This window comes from Geodermatophilus sp. SYSU D00965, assembly GCF_054050075.1.
In genome coordinates this window covers 42,706-59,096 of record NZ_JBJGYQ010000009.1, presented here as the reverse complement: position 1 = coordinate 59,096, position 16,391 = coordinate 42,706, and the positions used below count along the sequence as shown (strand labels likewise).

The 16,391-nt window shown below is 74.9% G+C and carries 16 protein-coding genes; 7 read left to right on the top strand and 9 right to left on the bottom strand.

What is annotated here, in order from left to right; genetic code table 11:
* Nucleotides 1-33: 33 nt before the first annotated feature.
* The 3 genes from ACI789_RS10320 to ACI789_RS10310 form a co-directional block, all read right to left on the bottom strand.
* Nucleotides 34-1,650 carry a GMC family oxidoreductase gene (locus ACI789_RS10320; RefSeq protein WP_457008638.1) on the bottom strand — a complete coding sequence of 539 codons (1,617 nt, stop codon included), beginning with the start codon at nt 1,648-1,650 and terminating at the stop codon, nt 34-36.
* A complete protein-coding gene (locus ACI789_RS10315) occupies nt 1,647-2,963 on the bottom strand; it encodes a class I adenylate-forming enzyme family protein (protein WP_457008636.1) in 1,317 nt (438 codons plus the stop codon). The genes ACI789_RS10320 and ACI789_RS10315 overlap by 4 nt, the downstream gene beginning before the upstream one ends.
* A gap of 67 nt (nt 2,964-3,030) precedes the next feature.
* Entirely contained in the window at nt 3,031-3,897 is an 867-nt protein-coding gene (locus ACI789_RS10310) for an MBL fold metallo-hydrolase (RefSeq protein ID WP_457008634.1), read from the bottom strand.
* Nucleotides 3,898-3,949: 52 nt separating this feature from the next.
* Between ACI789_RS10310 and ACI789_RS10305 the strand changes: the two genes are divergently transcribed.
* Complete coding sequence (locus tag ACI789_RS10305; protein WP_457008632.1) at nt 3,950-4,483, top strand: hypothetical protein; 534 nt, start codon at nt 3,950-3,952, stop codon at nt 4,481-4,483.
* Nucleotides 4,484-4,552: 69 nt separating this feature from the next.
* On the opposite strand, the gene ACI789_RS10300 is transcribed toward ACI789_RS10305, so the two are convergent.
* Both ACI789_RS10300 and ACI789_RS10295 read right to left on the bottom strand, forming a co-directional pair.
* Nucleotides 4,553-5,842 (bottom strand): M23 family metallopeptidase, encoded by a 1,290-nt coding sequence (locus tag ACI789_RS10300; RefSeq protein WP_457008630.1) that lies wholly within the window; start codon nt 5,840-5,842, stop codon nt 4,553-4,555.
* 292 nt (nt 5,843-6,134) lie between these two features.
* Complete coding sequence (locus tag ACI789_RS10295; protein WP_457008628.1) at nt 6,135-7,097, bottom strand: substrate-binding domain-containing protein; 963 nt, start codon at nt 7,095-7,097, stop codon at nt 6,135-6,137.
* A 111-nt stretch (nt 7,098-7,208) separates the two neighbouring features.
* Here ACI789_RS10295 and ACI789_RS10290 point away from each other — a divergent pair, with 111 nt between their 5' ends.
* The 3 genes from ACI789_RS10290 (at nt 7,209) to ACI789_RS10280 (ending at nt 9,323) form a co-directional block, all read left to right on the top strand.
* Nucleotides 7,209-8,273, top strand: coding sequence for a Glu/Leu/Phe/Val family dehydrogenase (locus ACI789_RS10290; RefSeq protein WP_457008626.1), 1,065 nt, complete (start codon nt 7,209-7,211; stop codon nt 8,271-8,273).
* Nucleotides 8,274-8,418: 145 nt separating this feature from the next.
* Complete coding sequence (locus ACI789_RS10285) at nt 8,419-8,907, top strand: ester cyclase (protein ID WP_457008624.1); 489 nt, start codon at nt 8,419-8,421, stop codon at nt 8,905-8,907.
* Between the two features lie 188 nt (nt 8,908-9,095).
* On the top strand, nt 9,096-9,323 hold the full coding sequence (locus ACI789_RS10280) for a DUF3073 domain-containing protein (protein WP_456916397.1): 228 nt from the start codon (nt 9,096-9,098) through the stop codon (nt 9,321-9,323).
* A gap of 104 nt (nt 9,324-9,427) precedes the next feature.
* Here the strand turns inward: ACI789_RS10280 and purM are convergent, their stop codons facing one another.
* Nucleotides 9,428-10,501 carry a phosphoribosylformylglycinamidine cyclo-ligase gene (purM, locus tag ACI789_RS10275; RefSeq protein ID WP_457008622.1) on the bottom strand — a complete coding sequence of 358 codons (1,074 nt, stop codon included), beginning with the start codon at nt 10,499-10,501 and terminating at the stop codon, nt 9,428-9,430.
* Complete coding sequence (purF, locus tag ACI789_RS10270) at nt 10,498-12,051, bottom strand: amidophosphoribosyltransferase (protein WP_457008620.1); 1,554 nt, start codon at nt 12,049-12,051, stop codon at nt 10,498-10,500. Before purF ends, purM begins: the two co-directional genes overlap by 4 nt.
* Nucleotides 12,052-12,203: 152 nt before the next feature.
* Between purF and ACI789_RS10265 the strand changes: the two genes are divergently transcribed.
* Nucleotides 12,204-12,848 carry a DUF5701 family protein gene (locus ACI789_RS10265; protein ID WP_457008618.1) on the top strand — a complete coding sequence of 215 codons (645 nt, stop codon included), beginning with the start codon at nt 12,204-12,206 and terminating at the stop codon, nt 12,846-12,848.
* A 66-nt stretch (nt 12,849-12,914) separates the two neighbouring features.
* Here ACI789_RS10265 and ACI789_RS10260 read toward each other — a convergent pair whose 3' ends face one another.
* On the bottom strand, nt 12,915-13,523 hold the full coding sequence (locus tag ACI789_RS10260; protein WP_457008616.1) for an MBL fold metallo-hydrolase: 609 nt from the start codon (nt 13,521-13,523) through the stop codon (nt 12,915-12,917).
* Nucleotides 13,520-14,608 (bottom strand): S-(hydroxymethyl)mycothiol dehydrogenase, encoded by a 1,089-nt coding sequence (locus ACI789_RS10255; RefSeq protein WP_457008614.1) that lies wholly within the window; start codon nt 14,606-14,608, stop codon nt 13,520-13,522. Before ACI789_RS10255 ends, ACI789_RS10260 begins: the two co-directional genes overlap by 4 nt.
* Before the next feature lie 208 nt (nt 14,609-14,816).
* On the opposite strand from ACI789_RS10255, the gene ACI789_RS10250 reads away from it, so the two are divergent.
* The gene (locus ACI789_RS10250) at nt 14,817-16,232 is read left to right on the top strand and encodes an OFA family MFS transporter (protein WP_457008612.1); all 1,416 of its coding nucleotides are present in this window, start codon (nt 14,817-14,819) and stop codon (nt 16,230-16,232) included.
* Nucleotides 16,232-16,369, top strand: coding sequence for an MFS transporter small subunit (locus ACI789_RS10245; RefSeq protein ID WP_457008610.1), 138 nt, complete (start codon nt 16,232-16,234; stop codon nt 16,367-16,369). Before ACI789_RS10250 ends, ACI789_RS10245 begins: the two co-directional genes overlap by 1 nt.
* Nucleotides 16,370-16,391: the final 22 nt, after the last annotated feature.

The window sequence follows — 16,391 nt, the reverse complement described above, 5'->3', positions numbered from 1 at the left end:
CGTCCAGGGCACCGCCCGAGCTCGCGAGGGGCCTTACTCGGTCATCAGCTCCGCGGCCCGCTCGCCGATCATCACCGCGGTCGCGGCCGGCCCGCGTGAGGTCACCCGGGGCATGACCGAGGTGTCCACCACCCGCAGCCCCTCGACGCCGCGCACCCGCAGGTGCTGGTCCACGACCGCCCCCGGGTCGCCGTCCGGCCCCATCCGCGCCGTCCCGGCCAGGTGCACCGCGGTGGCCAGGTGCCGGCCGATCCAGCGGTCGAGCTCGCCGTCGTCGGCCAGGACGTCGTCGGGCAGGCCGGTCCGCTCGGCGACCAGCGGCGCCAGCGACGGCGTGCGCAGCAGCTCGGCCGCCAGCCGCACCGCCTGGCGCATCCGGCGCCGGTCGGACGCCGCGGTCAGGTACCGGTACTCGATCCGCGGCTGGACGCCCGGGTCGGCCGAGGTCAGCGACAGCCGGCCGCGGCTGTCCTCGGCCTGCAGGGCGACCCCGACGAACAGGTCGTCCCGGCGGCGGGCGGTGTCGACCAGCCGGTGCAGGGAGGCGCCGCGCAGCGCCCGCACGGTGCGGGCGGGGTGGCGCAGCGCGCCGGCGACCCCGGCGGAGGTGCCGCCGCCCATCACCCGGCTGAACGGCTTCAGCCAGGGCAGCACCTCCAGGTCGCCCGGGGTGGCCGACCCGTCGGCGGTGGCGTGCAGGACGCCGTGCAGCGGGTGCAGGTCGCGCGGCATCGGCAGCCGGCGCGCCGGCCGGTAGGTGACGTACACGTCGGGGTGGTCGGTGAACTCGGCGCCCACGCCGGGGACGTCGGCCACCACGTCGATGCCCAGCGCCCGCAGCTCGTCGGCCGGGCCGATGCCGGAGAGGAGCAGCAGCTGCGGGGAGCCGACGGCGCCGGCGCTGAGCACGACCTCCCCGGCTCGGACGACGCCGTCGTCGGTCGCCACGCCGACCGCGCGGCCGCCCTCGACCACCACCCGCCGCACACGGACGCCCCCGCGCACGGTGAGCCCCGGGCGCCCGCGCCGCGGCGACAGGTAGGCCATGGCCGTGTTGGTCCGCACGCCGCGGTGCACGTTGAGCGGGACCGGTCCGTAGCCGGGCGGCCCGTCGCCGTTCTTGTCCGGCTCGGCGGGGAAGCCGAGGTCGGCGGCGGCGCCGGCGAAGGCGTCGGCCAGCGGGTGCCGGGCGGTCGGCCGCCGGACCGGCACCGGCCCGCCCCGGCCGTGCCCCGGCCGGTCGCCGCAGTCGGCGTCGTCCTCCAGCCGCACGAACGCCGGCAGGACGGCGTCGGCGGACCACAGGTCGTTGCCGTCGGCCGCCCAGCCGTCGAAGTCGGCCCGGGTGCCCCGGATGAAGTAGCCGCCGTTGACCGCGCTGGACCCGCCCACCACCCGACCGCGGGGCACCGGGAAGGTGACCTCCTCGGTGAGGACGCCGGTGAGGTCCCAGTTGGCCGGGTGCCCGGGCACGGCCGCGCCCATGGTCGCGGCGTCCCGCAGGACCGGCGGGAAGTCCTCGGGCCGGGCGTGGTCGGCGCCGGCCTCGAGGACCAGCACGCGCCGCCCGGCGTCGGCCAGCCGCGCGGCCAGCGGCGCGCCCGACGTCCCCGCGCCCACCACGACGACGTCCCACTCCGGGGCTGTCACAGGCCGAGCAGCGCCGGCAGGTCCAGCCGGCGCACCTTCCCCGTCGACGTGCGGGGCAGCTCGGCGACCGGGTGCAGGGTCTTGGGCCGCTTCGCCGGGCTCAGCCGCGCGCGGGCCCAGGAGCCGAGCTCGGCGGGGTCGGCGCTGCCCACGTAGGCGGCCACCACGCGCTGGCCCCACTCCTCGTCGGGCACGCCCACGACCGCGCTCTCGACGACGCCGGGGTGGGCGTCGAGGACCGCCTCCACCTCGGCCGGGTAGACGTTGACCCCGCCGGAGATGACCAGGTCCTCCCGGCGGCCGTCGAGCCACACCACGCCGTCGTCGTCCACCCGGCCCAGGTCGCCCACGGTGACCCGGTCCCCGCGCCAGGCGGCCGCGGTCTTCTCCGGGGCGCGCCAGTACTCGAAGCGCGCCCAGCGAGGCACCGCGCACCACAGCTGGCCGCCCTCATCGGTCTCCAGCCGCCGGCCCGGCCGGGCCCGGCCGACGCTGCCCGGGTGTGCTCGCCAGTCCTCCGGCGAGCACACCGTGAACTGGGCCTCGGTGGAGCCGTAGAACTCCCACACGCTGCCCTCGGGCAGCGCCGCCAGCACCGCGCGCTTGAGCGGCTCGGGGCAGGGCGCCCCGGCGTGCACCAGCCGCCGGAACGAGGACCAGTCCACGTCGTCGCGCGCCACCAGCCGCTGCAGGTGGGTGGGCACGCAGAACGCCGTCGTCGGCCGCAGGCTGCTGATGACCCGGGCGGCGCGGCCGGCGTCGAACGGACCGGGCAGCAGCACCTCGCCGCCGGCCAGCAGCGTGTGGACGGCGAACCGCAGCGGCGCCGAGTGGTGCAGCGGGGAGAGCACCAGGTGCCGGTCGCCCGCGTCGAAGCCCCACAGGTCGATCTCCTCGGCGGCCAGCGCGCGGGCGTCGTCCTCGGCCAGCACCCCGGACCACACGCCCTTGCGCCGGCCGGTGGTGCCCGACGTGTAGTGCATGGGCCGGGCCAGCGGCACGTCGGCGAGGTCGTCCTCCTCCGTGCCGGCCAGCAGCCGCGCCGGGTCGCCGCCGACGTCGAGGGCGGGGTCGGCGTCCCCGGCCAGCGCGGCCCGCTCGGCCGCGGGCAGGGCGGGGTCGAGCACGACCGGGACGACGCCGGTGCGCAGCGCGCCCAGGACGACGGCCAGCAGCGCCGGTGAGGGCGCGGCCGACACCAGCAGCCGGTCCCCCGCCCGCAGGCCTGCCGTCCGCAGCGCCGCCGCGGCCCGCCGCTGGTCGCGCTCGCTGCCGGCCGCGGTCACCACCGGCACGTCGGTCACGGTGTCCATGGCTCGCTGCCGCGCGACGCTCCGCTCCTCGCTCGTTCCTCGCTGCGATGCTCACGCCGCTGTCCGCTCACGGCAGCGCCACCCTGTCCCCGTCGACCACCACGTGCCCCTCGGCGGCGAGCTTGTCCAGGGTCGCCCGGGTCGACTGCGCCGCGGCCGGCCACACCGCCCGCGGCACGTCGGCGTAGACGTCGGCGACCAGCTCGTCGACCGTCCCGGCGCCGCGCACCATCGCGGCCAGCAGCTGGCTCTCCCGGAACCTCCGGTGGGCGAGGTAGAAGTCGAGGACCGCGCCGGGGTCCTCGGTGAGCTCCGGCCCGTGGCCGCAGTACAGCGCGCTCGGGCCCAGGTCGTGCACCCGCCGCAGGGACTCCAGGTAGGCCAGGACGTCGCCCTCCGGGTGGGTGACCACCGACGTGCCCCGGCCGAGCACGTGGTCGCCGACCAGCACCGCCCCGGACTCCAGCCGGAACGCCAGGTGGTCGGCGGTGTGCCCGGGGGTGGGGACGACGCCGATCGCCGTCCCGGCCAGCGACAGCCGCTCCCCGGGCGCCAGGACCCGTCCCCCCGGCCCGGCCACGCGGGCGTCGGCGGCCGCGACCGGGGCGTCGAACCGCGCGCCCCAGGGCAGCGCCGCCTCGGCGTGGTCGCCGTGGTGGTGGGTGACGAGGACGGCCACGCACCGCGCGTCCCGGTCGGCCAGCGCCGACTCGACCGCGGCCAGGTGCGCCGGGTCGTCGGGGCCGGGGTCGACGAGCACCGCCTGCCCGCTGCCGGGAGCGCCCACCACGTAGGTGTTGGTGCCGTCGAGGGTCATCGGCGAGGGGTTCGGCGCGAGCACGCGGGTCACCAGCGGCTCGAGCTCCGCCGTACGGGGCATGGCGCCGGGCGCGGGGAGGTCCCACGTCGCGCGCGGGTCGACCGGGATGGGCACGACCGGCACGGTAGCCGCGCCTCGCCGACCGGGCGCGGCTAGCGTGCCGCCCATGCGTTCCCCCGCCACCCTGCTCCGCTCCGCCGTCGCGACGGCCGCCGCCGTCGTCCTGCTCACCGCCTGCGGCGGGTCGGGGGACGACGAGCCGGCCGCCTCGTCGAGCTCCGCCTCCCCGAGCTCGACCAGCGCCTCCGCCGAGCCCGGGCCCAGTGGCACCGCGACGCCGGACCCGGCCGCCGCGGAGTTCTGCGACCAGGTGGAGGCGGCGTTCAGCGACCTGCAGGCGACCCTGGGCACCGCCGGCCCCGCCGAGGTGGCCGGACGGCTGCCCGAGGTGGTCTCCCGGCTGGAGGCGGTCGAGGCCCCCGCCGACATCGCGCCGTCCTGGAACGCGATGCTCGACGGCCTGCGCCAGCTCGGGGCGACCGCGAGCACGCTGGACCTGAGCACCCCCGAGGGGCAGGCGCAGTTCAACGCGGCCGAGCAGCAGCTCACCCAGGAGCTCAGCGCCGCCCAGGCCGACCTGACCACCTACGTCACGCAGAACTGCGACGTGGCCTCGTCCAGCCCCGCGCCGTCGAGCTGACGCTCCCACGCCACGACGGCCCGCTCCCTCGACCGAGGGGGCGGGCCGCCGTCGTCCACAGGAGAGCCGTCAGCAGCCGCTGATGGAGACCCCGCGGGCGCGCATCCACGGCACCGGGTCGACCTGGGCGCCGTACATGGCACCGCTGGGGTGCACCTCGAAGTGCAGGTGCGGGCCGGTGGACTGGCCGCGGTTGCCGACCTCGGCGATCTGCTCGCCGGCCACCACGCGCTCACCGGCGCGCACGAAGTAGCGGTTGACGTGGCCGTAGACGGTGACCGCGCCGTCGTCCCCGCGGATGTAGACCGCGTAGCCGAAGCCGGTCGCGGTGCCGGCGCGCTGGACGATGCCGGAGTGGGCCGCGTAGATCGGCGTGCCGATGGGCGCGGCGAGGTCCACGCCGCCGTGCAGGGCGCCCCAGCGCCAGCCGAAGCAACTGGACGTCCGGCCGGACGTCGGCTTCACGTAGGGCCCCGAGCCGCCCGAGGAGCTCCCACCACCCGAGGAGCTCCCGCCCCCCGACGAGCTGCTGGCCTGCCGCCGCGCCTCGGCGGCCTGCGCGGCGGCCTCCCGCTCGGCACGTCGGGCGGCCTCGGCGGCGGCGGCCTCCTCGGCCGCCTTCTGGTCCTGCCACTCCTGGTAGGCGTCCCGGGCTCCCTGCAGCCGCAGCAGCTCGATCTGGGCGGCCTGCAGCTGCTCGTCGTAGTCGGCCTTCTGCGCGGAGACCTGCTCGTAGGCGCTCTTCTGGGCGGCCAGCTGGCTGTCGGCGGTGGCCTTGGCCGCCGCGGCGGCCTCCTCCAGCTCGGCCATCCGGTCACGGGCGGCGCGGGCCTGGGAGTCGGCGTTGGCCTGCCGCACCTGGGCGACCTCGAGCTGACCGAGGACGTCGAGCTGGTTGTCCGAGACGTAGTCGAGCATCGCGGCCCGCTCCACCAGCTCGGCGGGGCCGTCGGCGTCGAGCAGGGCGGCCGCGCCGGTGAGCGTGCTGCCGTTCATGTAGCTGTCCCGGGAGAAGCCCGCGATGCGGGCCTCGGCTGCCTCGACGGCCTCGGTGGCCTCCTCCAGCTGCGCGGCCGTGCGCTCGGCCTCCTCCTGGGCCTCGGTCAGCGCCTCCTCCGCAGCGAGGTAGGCGGCGCCGGCGGCCTCGGCCTGGACGGCGTAGCGCTCGAGCTCGGCCTCGGCCTCGGCTACCAGGCCGGCGATGCGGCCCACCTCCGCGGCGGCGGCGTCCTGGGCGGACTGGGCGGCCCCGAGCTCGGCGTCGGTGGGGTTGGGCGGCGGCTCCGGCACGGCACCGGCCGGCAGCGCGCCGCCCAGGAGCACCGCACCGGTGACCACGCCGGCCATCAGCACCCGCACGACGCCGGTGCGCGTCCGCGGGCGGCGCGGTCCGGACGTGCACCGGCGAGGACGGCTGTGCGGCACTGACGCTCCCTGGGGAAGAGGGGGGCGGAGGAACCGGGGCAGCGTCGCAGTGCCGCACGCGGCGACAAAGGCAACACGCGGCACAGTCGTCACACTGTGCTCACGACGACACCGGTTCCCCTCCTGTCCCTCTGGTTGTCGTCACTCTCAGGGGTGACCTTGAGGGCTGCGCGCGGTCTTTTCCGCGCGCCCGGGGTGATGAGCCCCACGCCGGCCTGAGTCGGCGTCAGCGCGTGCCGGCCTCGGCGAGCTCGGCGATCGCGTCGACGTTGGTCGCGTCGACGATTCCCGGGCCGGTGAGGACCGGCCGGCCACCGCCGACGGTGTTCAGGTTCTCCGCGTAGAGCCGGAGCATCACGATCGGCAGGTAGCCCTGCTCGTAGGGCTGCTGGTCGACGGCGAAGGCGACGTCGCCGGCCTGGATGCCGCGGAGGACGTCCTCGTTGAGGTCGAAGGTGGCCACCTCCGCCGCCGACCCGGCGTCGGAGACGGCGGCCACCGCCACCGCGGCGACCGCCGAGTTCAGCGTGAGGACGCCGTCGACGGTCGGGTCGCTCTGCAACTGGGCGGTGATCGCCGACTGCGCCGCCTGCAGGTCGCCGACGTCCACCTGCACGGGGGTCAGCGCCGCCCCCAGCCCCTCGGCCGCGCCGGCGCAGCGCTGCTCGAGACCGGTGTTGCCGACCTCGTGGAGCACGCACAGCACGTTGCGCCGCCCGTCGGCGGCCAGCCGCTCCCCGGCACCCCGCCCGGCGACCGTCTCGTCCTGCCCGACGTGCCCGATGGCGCCGAACTCGGCCGAGCGGTCCCCGCCGGAGTTGATGGTGACCACCGGGACGCCCGCCGCGACGGCCGCCTCGACCGAGTCCCGCAGCGCGTCGGGGTTGGCCATCGAGACCACGATCCCGTCGACCTGCTGGTTGACCGCGGCGTCGAGGAGCTGCGCCTGGCGCTGCGGGTCGCCGTCGCCCCGGTAGTCCACCGACACCCCGAGGTCGCGCCCCGCCGCCTCGGCGCCGTTCCGGACGACGTCCCAGAAGGCGTCGCCCGCGGAACCGTGGGTGACCACCGCGACGGTGCGGTCGCCGTCGGCACCCCCGCCCGCGCCCCCTGCGCCGGACCCGCCGGTGGTGCAGGCGGCCAGCAGCAGGGACGAGGTGAGCGCGAGCAGTCGCTGACGTGCGGCCAAGGGCGGGTCGTCCTCCGTGCAGTGTCCGACCCTCCCGATCATGCCCCGCGCCGGGGAGGGACGCCCCACGGGCCGCCGGTCGGGCCACTGGGGGCGTTCTACCCTCGCGACGTGGACGTTCTCGGCTCCGGTCACGAACAGGTCGTCTTCTGCTCCGACCCGGGCTCCGGCCTGCGGGCGGTCATCGCGATCTACTCGACGGCGCTGGGGCCGGCGCTGGGCGGCACGCGGTTCTACCCCTATCCCAGCGAGGAGGCCGCCGTCGCCGACGCGCTGGCCCTGTCCAAGGCCATGGCCTACAAGAACAGCCTGGCCGGCCTGGACCTCGGCGGCGGCAAGGCGGTCATCATCGGGGACCCGCGCCGGGACAAGACCGAGGCCCTGCTGCGGGCCTACGGCCGGTTCGTCGAGTCACTGGGCGGCCGGTACCTGACCGCCTGCGACGTGGGGACCTACAACGCCGACCTCGACGTCGTGGCCCGGGAGACCCGGTTCGCGCACGGCCGGTCGGAGGCCTACGGCGGCTGCGGCGACTCCTCGGTGCTCACCGCGTACGGCGTCTTCCAGGGCATGCGTGCGGCGGCCCAGCACCGGTGGGGCAAGCCGTCCCTGGCCGGGCGCACCGTGGCCGTGGCCGGCGTGGGCAAGGTGGGCAGCTGGCTGGTCGACCGGCTGGTCGAGGACGGCGCCGACGTGGTCGTCACCGACGTCGACGCCGGGGCCGTGGAGCGGGTGCTCGCCCGCCACCCGGCCGTGGACGCCGTGCCCGACACCGCGACGCTGGTCCGCACCGCGTCCGACGTGTACGCCCCCTGCGCCCTGGGCGGCGCCCTCGACGACGAGACGGTCTCGGTGCTGGAGGCCGAGATCGTCTGCGGCGGCGCCAACAACCAGCTCGCCCACGACGGGATCGCCGATCAGCTCGTGCGCCGCGGGGTCCTCTACGCCCCCGACTACCTGGTCAACGCCGGCGGGGTGATCCAGGTGGAGGACGAGCGGCACGGCTTCTCCTTCGCGCGGGCCGAGGCCAAGGCCGCCGGGATCTTCGACGTCGCGCTGCGGGTCTTCCGCGCCGCCGACGAGCAGGGCGTCTCCCCCGCGGTGGCCGCCGACCGTCTGGCCGAGGAGCGCATGGCCTCGGTGGGCCGGCTGGCCACCATCCGGCTCCCCCGCTGAGCGCCGCGCGGCCCGGCCCCGCCGCCGGGCCGTTCGGCCCTGTCCGGCGCCGCGGGGCGGCCCGATCGTGGGGTGCCGGCGTCCCACAGGCCCCGGAGCCGGTCCGGGACGCGTCGCTCGCCGGCCGACGACACGGGAGCTCGCCATGGGACAAGCTCGTGAGGTCATGGACCGCATCACCGACGCGATCACGGCCGGGGACGCCGACGCGCTCCGCCGGCTGTACGCGGCCGACGCCGTCGGCGACTCCCCCGACGCGGGGCGGCTCGAGGGCGGCCCCGCCATCGTCGAGTACGTCATGGCACTGCGGCGCGCGGTGCCGGACCTGACGTGGGAGGCCCGGCACCAGTACGAGACCGACGACACCGCCATCGACGAGGGCTGGCTCGTCGGGACCCACACCCAGCCGCTGACCTCGCCGGACGGTGAGATCCCGGCCACGGGCCGGTCGATCCGCCTGCGCGAGTGCGACGTCCTGACCGTGCGCGGCGGCCAGGGCGTGTCGCACCGCTTCTACTACGACCAACTGGAGTTCGCCGTCCAGCTGGGGCTGACCGGGGCCGGCGCGGAGGAGGCAGCGGTGCCGGGACCGCGGCCCTCCGCCGAGCAGTCCGCTCGCACGAGGACGCGCTGATCGACCGTCCGGGGACGGTCCGTCCCGTCCGGGTGCGCCCCGGTCGAGGGACAGCGGGGGGAGACCCGTGCCCGCCGTCGATCCGTGTCGTAAGCTCGGAACAGACACAGTCACTCAGTCGGGGTCGCCACGCGGGCCGTCCAGCCCGGAGCTGGGCTCCCGTACTCCGTAACGAGGGGGTCGAGCCGATGGGGCGCGGCCGAGCGAAGGCCAAGCAGACACGCGTGGCCCGTGAGCTCAAGTACAGCTCACCGAACACCGACCTCTCCGCGCTTCAGCGCGAGCTGGCCGGTTCACCGTCGTCGTCGTACACCGCTCCTCACCGGGCGACCGACGACGACGACGAGGACGACGAGTTCGTCGACCGATGGGCGGCGGACGACGACACGGACGACGACTGGGCAGCCAGCCGTTGACCGACGCCTGACGCCTCGGGTCTGACGCGACGACACCGCCTCCCCACGGGGAGTCGCGGTGTCGTGGCGTGCCGTCCTGCCTCCTCGAGGCGGACGGGGTCCTCTCAGCGGTAGGAGCCCACCAGGCGGGCGGCGTCGTCGTCCGTGCGCGCGCCCACGGTGCCGGCGACCCAGGCGGGGACGCCCCGGTCGCTCAGCGTGCCCACGACGCCGTCGGCGACGTCCGGTGCGACGACGGCGACCATGCCGACGCCGCAGTTGAACGCGCGCTCGGACTCGCTGCGCGGCACGCCGTGCTCCTCGAGCAGCGCGACGGCCGCCGGCAGCGCCCACGTGCCGCGGTCGAGCACGGCGGCCAGGCCGTCGGGGACGACGCGGGCGGTGTTGCCGGCGAGCCCGCCCCCGGTGATGTGCGCATAGGCGTGCACGCCCTCGACGCCGTACTCCTGCACCAGCGCGAGGCAGTCCAGCGCGTAGATGCGCGTCGGCTCCAGCAGCTCCTCGCCCAGGGGCCGGGACAGCCCGTCCGGGGTGGCGGTGAGGTCGAGACCTGCGGCGGCGACCACGCGGCGCACCAGCGAGTAGCCGTTGGAGTGGAACCCGCTCGACGCCATCGCGACGACGACGTCGCCGTCGCGCACCCGCTCGGGGCCCAGCACCGCGTCGGCCTCCACGACGCCCACGGCGGTCGCGGCCAGGTCGTAGTCGTCGGGGGCCATCAGGTCGCCGTGCTCGGCGGTCTCACCGCCGACCAGGGCCGCGCCGGCCAGCGTGCAGCCGGTGGCGATGCCGGTGACGATCGCCGCGATCCGCTCCGGGACGACCCGCCCGCAGGCGACGTAGTCCTGGAGGAACAGCGGCTCGGCACCGCAGGCCACGAGGTCGTCGACGACCATGGCGACCAGGTCGATGCCGACCGTGTCGTGCCGGTCCAGCGCACGGGCCAGCGCGATCTTGGTGCCCACGCCGTCGGTGGAGGAGGCGAGCAGGGGCTTGCGGTAGCGCGTCGTGTCCAGCGCGAACAGCCCGGCGAAGCCCCCGAGGCCGCCCACGACCTCCGGGCGGTTCGTCTTCTCGACCGCCGAGCGCATGAGCGTCACGGCCCGCTCGCCGGCGTCGATGTCGACGCCGGAGTCGGCGTAGGTGAACTGCGGGCCGGCGGAGCCTGGGGTGCTCACGGTCGGGTCAGGGCGTCGTCCGCGCCGCCGGGCACGGTGGCGCTGCCGGCCTGCTGGCCGGTCCACCCGGTCACCGCCCGGGACTCGTCGACCCGGCGCTCGATGCCCTCGAGGACGTGCTTGCCGAGGACCTCGCTCTCCCCCAGCGCGATCGGGTACTGGCCGGTGAAGCAGGCGGTGCACAGCCGGGTGACCGGCTGCTCGGTGGCGGCGATCAGGCCCTGCTCGGAGACGTAGCCGAGGGAGTCGGCGTTGATCGAGGCCCGCACGCCGTCCACGTCGAGGCCGTTGGCGATCAGCTCGGCGCGGCTGGCGAAGTCGATGCCGTAGAAGCAGGGCCACTTCACCGGCGGCGAGGAGATCCGCACGTGCACCTCGACGGCACCGGCCTCGCGCAGCATCCGGATCAGCGCCCGCTGGGTGTTGCCCCGCACGATCGAGTCGTCGACGACGACCAGCCGCTTGCCGCGGATGACGTCGCGCAGCGGGTTGAGCTTGAGCCGGATGCCCAGCTGCCGGATGGTCTGGCTCGGCTGGATGAAGGTGCGGCCCACGTAGGAGTTCTTGACCAGGCCCAGCCCGTAGGGGATGCCGGAGGCCTCGGCGTACCCGACCGCGGCCGGGGTGCCGGACTCGGGCACCGGGATCACCAGGTCGGCGTCGGCGGGGTGCTCCTTGGCCAGCCGCCGGCCGATCTCCACCCGCGCGGCGTGCACGCCGCGCCCGGCGATCGTCGTGTCGGGGCGGGCGAGGTAGACGTACTCGAAGATGCAGCCCTTCGGCTCGGCGGGGGCGAAGTGCTGGCTGCGCAGCCCGTCCTCGTCGATGGCCAGGAGCTCACCGGGCTCCACCTCGCGCACGAAGGACGCGCCGACGATGTCCAGCGCCGCCGTCTCGCTGGCCACGACCCAGCCGCGCTCCAGCCGGCCGAGCACCAGCGGGCGGACGCCCTGCGGGTCCCGGGCGGCGTAGAGGGTGGTCTCGTCCATGAACGCGAAGCTGAACGCGCCGCGCAGCTGCGGCAGCACCTGCATCGCCGCGGCCTCGACCGAGAGGTCCTGGTGCGCCGCGATCAGCGCGGTCACCAGGTCGGAGTCGGTGGTGGAGGCGAAGGCGCCCGGGACGCCGGCGTCGGCGGCCTTGGTGGCCAGCTCGGCGGTGTTCACCAGGTTGCCGTTGTGGCACAGGGCCAACCCGGTGCCGGCCTCCGTCGTCCGGAACGTCGGCTGCGCGTTCTCCCACGTGGAGGCGCCGGTGGTCGAGTACCGGGTGTGGCCGACGGCGAGGTGGCCGCGCAGGCTGCCCAGCGTGGCCTCGTCGAAGACCTGGCTGACCAGCCCGAGGTCCTTGTAGACGACGACCGAGGCGCCGTCGGAGACCGCGATGCCCGCGGCCTCCTGGCCACGGTGCTGCAGGGCGTACAGACCGAAGTAGGCGAGCTTGGCGACCTCCTCCCCCGGCGCCCAGACACCGAAGACGCCACAGGCGTCCTGGGGACCGGGGGACTGGGGATCGAGGTCGTGCGTCAGCCGTCCATCACCGCGAGGCACGTGTCCACGGTACCGGGGCGGCCGCCGCTGCCCGCCAGCTGCGGGGTGACCGTGCCCACGTCGCCGGCCGCTGCGCAGGTCGTCCGCCGGGAACCGGGACGGCGTCCGGCGCGTTGGCCCCCGGCTGCGTCGTCCGCCTCCCGGAGGTGCCCGTGACCGCCGTCCTGTCCGTCCTCCCGTCCGCCGCCGAGCAGGCCGAGCGGCTGATCGCCCTCGGCGCGCACGAGGTCGCCGGGCTGCCCGCTGCCGACCTGCGGGAGACCGCCGCACAGGTGTCCGAGCCGGGGGCGTTGCTGGTGCTCTCGCCCGACCGGGCGCCGGCCTCCGCGCTCGCTCCGCTGCTCGAGCTGCGGGGCAAGCGGGGGTTCGTGGTGGCCGACATGACCGACGTCGACGCCTTCTCCCCGATCGAGCCGGTCGAGCTGCCGGGCGGGGACGTCTACTTCGTCGAGGGCCTCGACCGCGGCGACGCGATGGCGAACTGGAGCCCCGACGAGGCGCTGCCGGCCGTCACCGGCGCCGGCCGGACGCCGCTGACCCTGACCGAGGGCATCCACTGGATGCTGCAGTGTCCGGAGGTCCTCGACCGCAACCACTGCTTCATGACGATCGGCTCGCGGCGGCGCAAGCCCGACGGGCGGCTCGACACCCGGACGCCGGCGCTGTGGATCAGCAACGGGACCGGGCGCGACGGCCGGGAGCGGCGCGACGCGCCCAAGGTCGGCTGGTGCTGGGCCGGCAACCGGCACACGTGGCTGGGCTTCGCGTCCGCCCAGCGACGTGTGCCGGTTCCCTGAACCCCGCACCCTGGCCCCCTCCGGGGCACCGCCCCGAGCGTGCGAGGGGCGGGGAGGAGGGGGCCCCTACTTGATGTTCTGCATCTCCGCGGCGACGGTGGTGTCGTCGCCGTGGCCGGTCTTGACGACGGTGTCGCCGTGCAGGCTCATCAGCCGCGTCCGGATCGAGTTGAGGATCGTCGGCTTGTCGCTGTAGGACCGCCCGGTGGCACCGGGGCCGCCGCAGAACAGCGTGTCCCCGGTGAACACCGTGTTGAGGTCGGGCGCGTGCAGGCACGTACTGCCCGGCGAGTGGCCGGGGGTGTGCAGCGCGGTCAGCGTCGTCCCGGCGACCTCGAACCGGGTGCCTTCGGTGAGCTCGTGGTCAGGAGCGGAGTCCGGGTGCACGACGTCCCACAGCATCCGGTCCTCGGGGTTGAACCAGATCGGCGCGCCGGTGGCCTCCCGCAGCGCCACCGCGGCGGTGATGTGGTCGTTGTGCCCGTGGGTGAGCACGATCGCCTTCACCGTCCGCCCGCCGACCGCCTCGAGGATCGGGGCGGCGTCGTGCGGGGCGTCGATGACGAGCACCTCGCTGTCGTCCCCGACCAGCCAGACGTTGTTGTCGACGTCGAAGTCCTGCCCGTCGAGGCTGAAGACGCCGCTGACGACGGTCTTGTCGATCCTCGCGCTCACTTGAACACCACGACCGACCGCAGCACCTCGCCGTGGTGCATCTTCTCGAAGGCGGACTCGACGTCGTCGATGCCGATCGTCTCGGAGACGAAGGCGTCGAGGTCGAAGCGGCCCTGCAGGTACAGGTCGATCAGCATGGGGAAGTCGCGGCTGGGCAGGCAGTCGCCGTACCAGGAGGACTTCGTCGCGCCGCCGCGGCCGAAGACCTCGATGAGCGGCAGCTCGATCGTCATGTCCGGGGTCGGGACGCCGACCAGCACGACGCGGCCGGCCAGGTCGCGGGCGTAGAAGGCCTGCTCGAACACCGCCGGGTGGCCGACGGCGTCGATCGCGACGTCCACGCCGAAGCCGTTCGTGTGGCTCTTGATGGCCTCGACGGCGTCGGTCTCCTTGCTGTTGACCGTGTGGGTGGCGCCGAACTTGCGGGCCCACTCCAGCTTCCGGTCGTCGATGTCGACGGCGACGATCGTGGTGGCGCCGGCCAGCTTGGCCCCGGCGATCGCGGCGTCGCCCACGCCGCCGCAGCCGAACACGGCGACGCTCTCGCCGCGCTTGACGCCGCCGGTGTTGATGGCCGCGCCGACGCCGGCCATGACGCCGCAGCCGAGCAGGCCCGCGGCGGTGGCGGGGGCCTCGGGGTTGACCTTGGTGCACTGGCCGGAGTGGACCAGCGTCTTCTCCACGAACGCGCCGATGCCCAGCGCCGGGGACAGCTCGGTGCCGTCCTTGAGCGTCATCTTCTGCGTGGCGTTGTGGGTGTTGAAGCAGTACTGCAGCTCGCCCTTGAGACACGCGCGGCACTGGCCGCAGACCGCCCGCCAGTTGAGGATCACGAAGTCGCCGACCGCGACGTTCGTGACGCCCTCCCCGACGGCGGAGACGACGCCGGCGGCCTCGTGGCCGAGCAGGAACGGGAACTCGTCGTTGATCCCGCCCTCGCGGTAGTGCAGGTCGGTGTGGCAGACCCCGCACGCCTGGATGTCGACGACGGCCTCACCCGGGCCGGGGTCGGGGACGACGATCGTCTCGACGGTGACCGGAGCACCCTTGCTGCGGGCGACGACGCCCTTCACCTCATAGGCCATGCGGGGAGCCTAGAACGGGCCCTCCACACCTCCACGCCCGCTCCCGACATGCGGAAGCGGCGCCCGGAGGTGGTTGACCGTGCAACGAAACGGTCACGTTCGCCGCGCGGTGCGTACCGGGCCGACGTAGCGTTCCCGCTGGCCCGTGACCTGGGGCACGGACCTGCCCGCCGGGACGACCCGGCACCCACGAACCGGAGGTCCGCCCGTGGCAGTACCGAGCTTCCTGGCCCGCGAGCGCATCGTGGCCCGGCCCGGCTTCAACCGGTGGCTGATCCCACCGGCGGCGCTGGCGGTCCACCTGTGCATCGGCCAGGCCTACGCCACCAGCGTGTACAAGACCGCGCTGGTCGAGGACTTCGGCACCTCCCAGACGGCGATCGGCATCGTCTTCTCCATCGCCATCGTGATGCTGGGACTGTCCGCGGCCCTGTTCGGTACCTGGGTGGACCGCAACGGCCCGCGGGCGGCGATGTTCACCTCGGCGTGCTTCTGGGTCACCGGCTTCGTCGTCGGTGGGGTGGGCATCGAGACCCGCCAGCTGTGGCTGCTGTACCTGGGTTACGGCGTCATCGGCGGCATCGGCCTGGGCATCGGCTACATCTCGCCGGTCTCCACGCTGATCAAGTGGTTTCCCGACCGTCCGGGCCTGGCCACCGGGATGGCGATCATGGGCTTCGGTGGCGGCGCGCTGATCGCCTCGCCGCTGTCCCGCCAGCTGATGAGCTGGTACGACCCGGGCTACGACCCCTCGGTCTCCGGCTCGGTGCCCAACGGCGGCGCCGTCTCGGCGCTGTTCTTCACCTTCGCCGCGGTCTACCTGGTCTTCATGATGTTCGGGGCGTTCATCGTCCGGGTCCCGGCCGACGACTGGAGGCCGGCGGGCTTCGACCCCTCCTCGGTCAAGCAGAAGGCGCTGGTCACCACCGAGAGCGTCTCTGCGGCCAACGCCATCAAGACCCCGCAGTTCTGGCTGCTGTGGGTCGTGCTGTTCTGCAACGTGACCGCCGGCATCGGGATCCTCGAGCAGGCCAGCCCGATGATCCAGGACTTCTTCCGGACCGGTGAGACGTCCACCGTGGCGGCGACCGCGGCCGCCGGCTTCGTCGGCGTGCTGTCGCTGTTCAACATGGCCGGCCGGTTCGTGTGGTCGTCGACGTCGGACTTCATCGGTCGCAAGCCGATCTACATGGTCTACCTGGGCGTCGGGCTGGTGCTCTACGTGCTGCTGGCGACCATCGGCAGCAGCGCGACCTGGGTGTTCGTCCTGCTCGCCGCGGTGATCATCTCCTTCTACGGCGGCGGGTTCGCGACCGTCCCGGCCTACCTGCGCGACCTGTTCGGCACCTACCAGGTGGGCGCGATCCACGGCCGGCTGCTGACCGCGTGGTCGGCGGCGGGCGTCGCCGGGCCGCTGATCGTCAACAGCGTCCTGGACACCCAGGGCACCCCCGGCTCGCTGGTCGCGGGCAACTACCGGCCCGCGCTGTTCATCATGGTCGGCCTGCTCGCCGTCGGGTTCGTCGCGAACCTGCTGGTCCGGCCGGTGGCCGGCAAGTGGCACGAGCCGAAGCGGACCACCCCCGCCACCGCACGAGCCGACCGCGAACGGAGCGCCGCCTGATGACCACCCCGCGCAACGAGCAGCCCACCCACACCCCGACCGGCGTGATCGCGCTCGCCTGGACCCTCGTCGGCGTCCCGTTGCTCTACGGGCTCTACCAGACGGTGAAGACCGCGATCACGCTGTTCACCGGCTGACCCTCCGCCGCGTCGCAGGGCC

Bases quoted from the DNA above. Each gene is read 5' to 3' on its own strand.
- ACI789_RS10315 (WP_457008636.1), bottom strand. From the start codon at position 2,963: ATGGACACCGTGACCGACGTGCCGGTGGTGACCGCGGCCGGCAGCGAG.
- ACI789_RS10305 (WP_457008632.1), top strand. From the start codon at position 3,950: ATGCGTTCCCCCGCCACCCTGCTCCGCTCCGCCGTCGCGACGGCCGCC.
- ACI789_RS10285 (WP_457008624.1), top strand. From the start codon at position 8,419: ATGGGACAAGCTCGTGAGGTCATGGACCGCATCACCGACGCGATCACG.
- ACI789_RS10280 (WP_456916397.1), top strand. From the start codon at position 9,096: ATGGGGCGCGGCCGAGCGAAGGCCAAGCAGACACGCGTGGCCCGTGAG.
- ACI789_RS10255 (WP_457008614.1), bottom strand. From the start codon at position 14,608: ATGGCCTATGAGGTGAAGGGCGTCGTCGCCCGCAGCAAGGGTGCTCCG.
- ACI789_RS10245 (WP_457008610.1), top strand. From the start codon at position 16,232: ATGACCACCCCGCGCAACGAGCAGCCCACCCACACCCCGACCGGCGTG.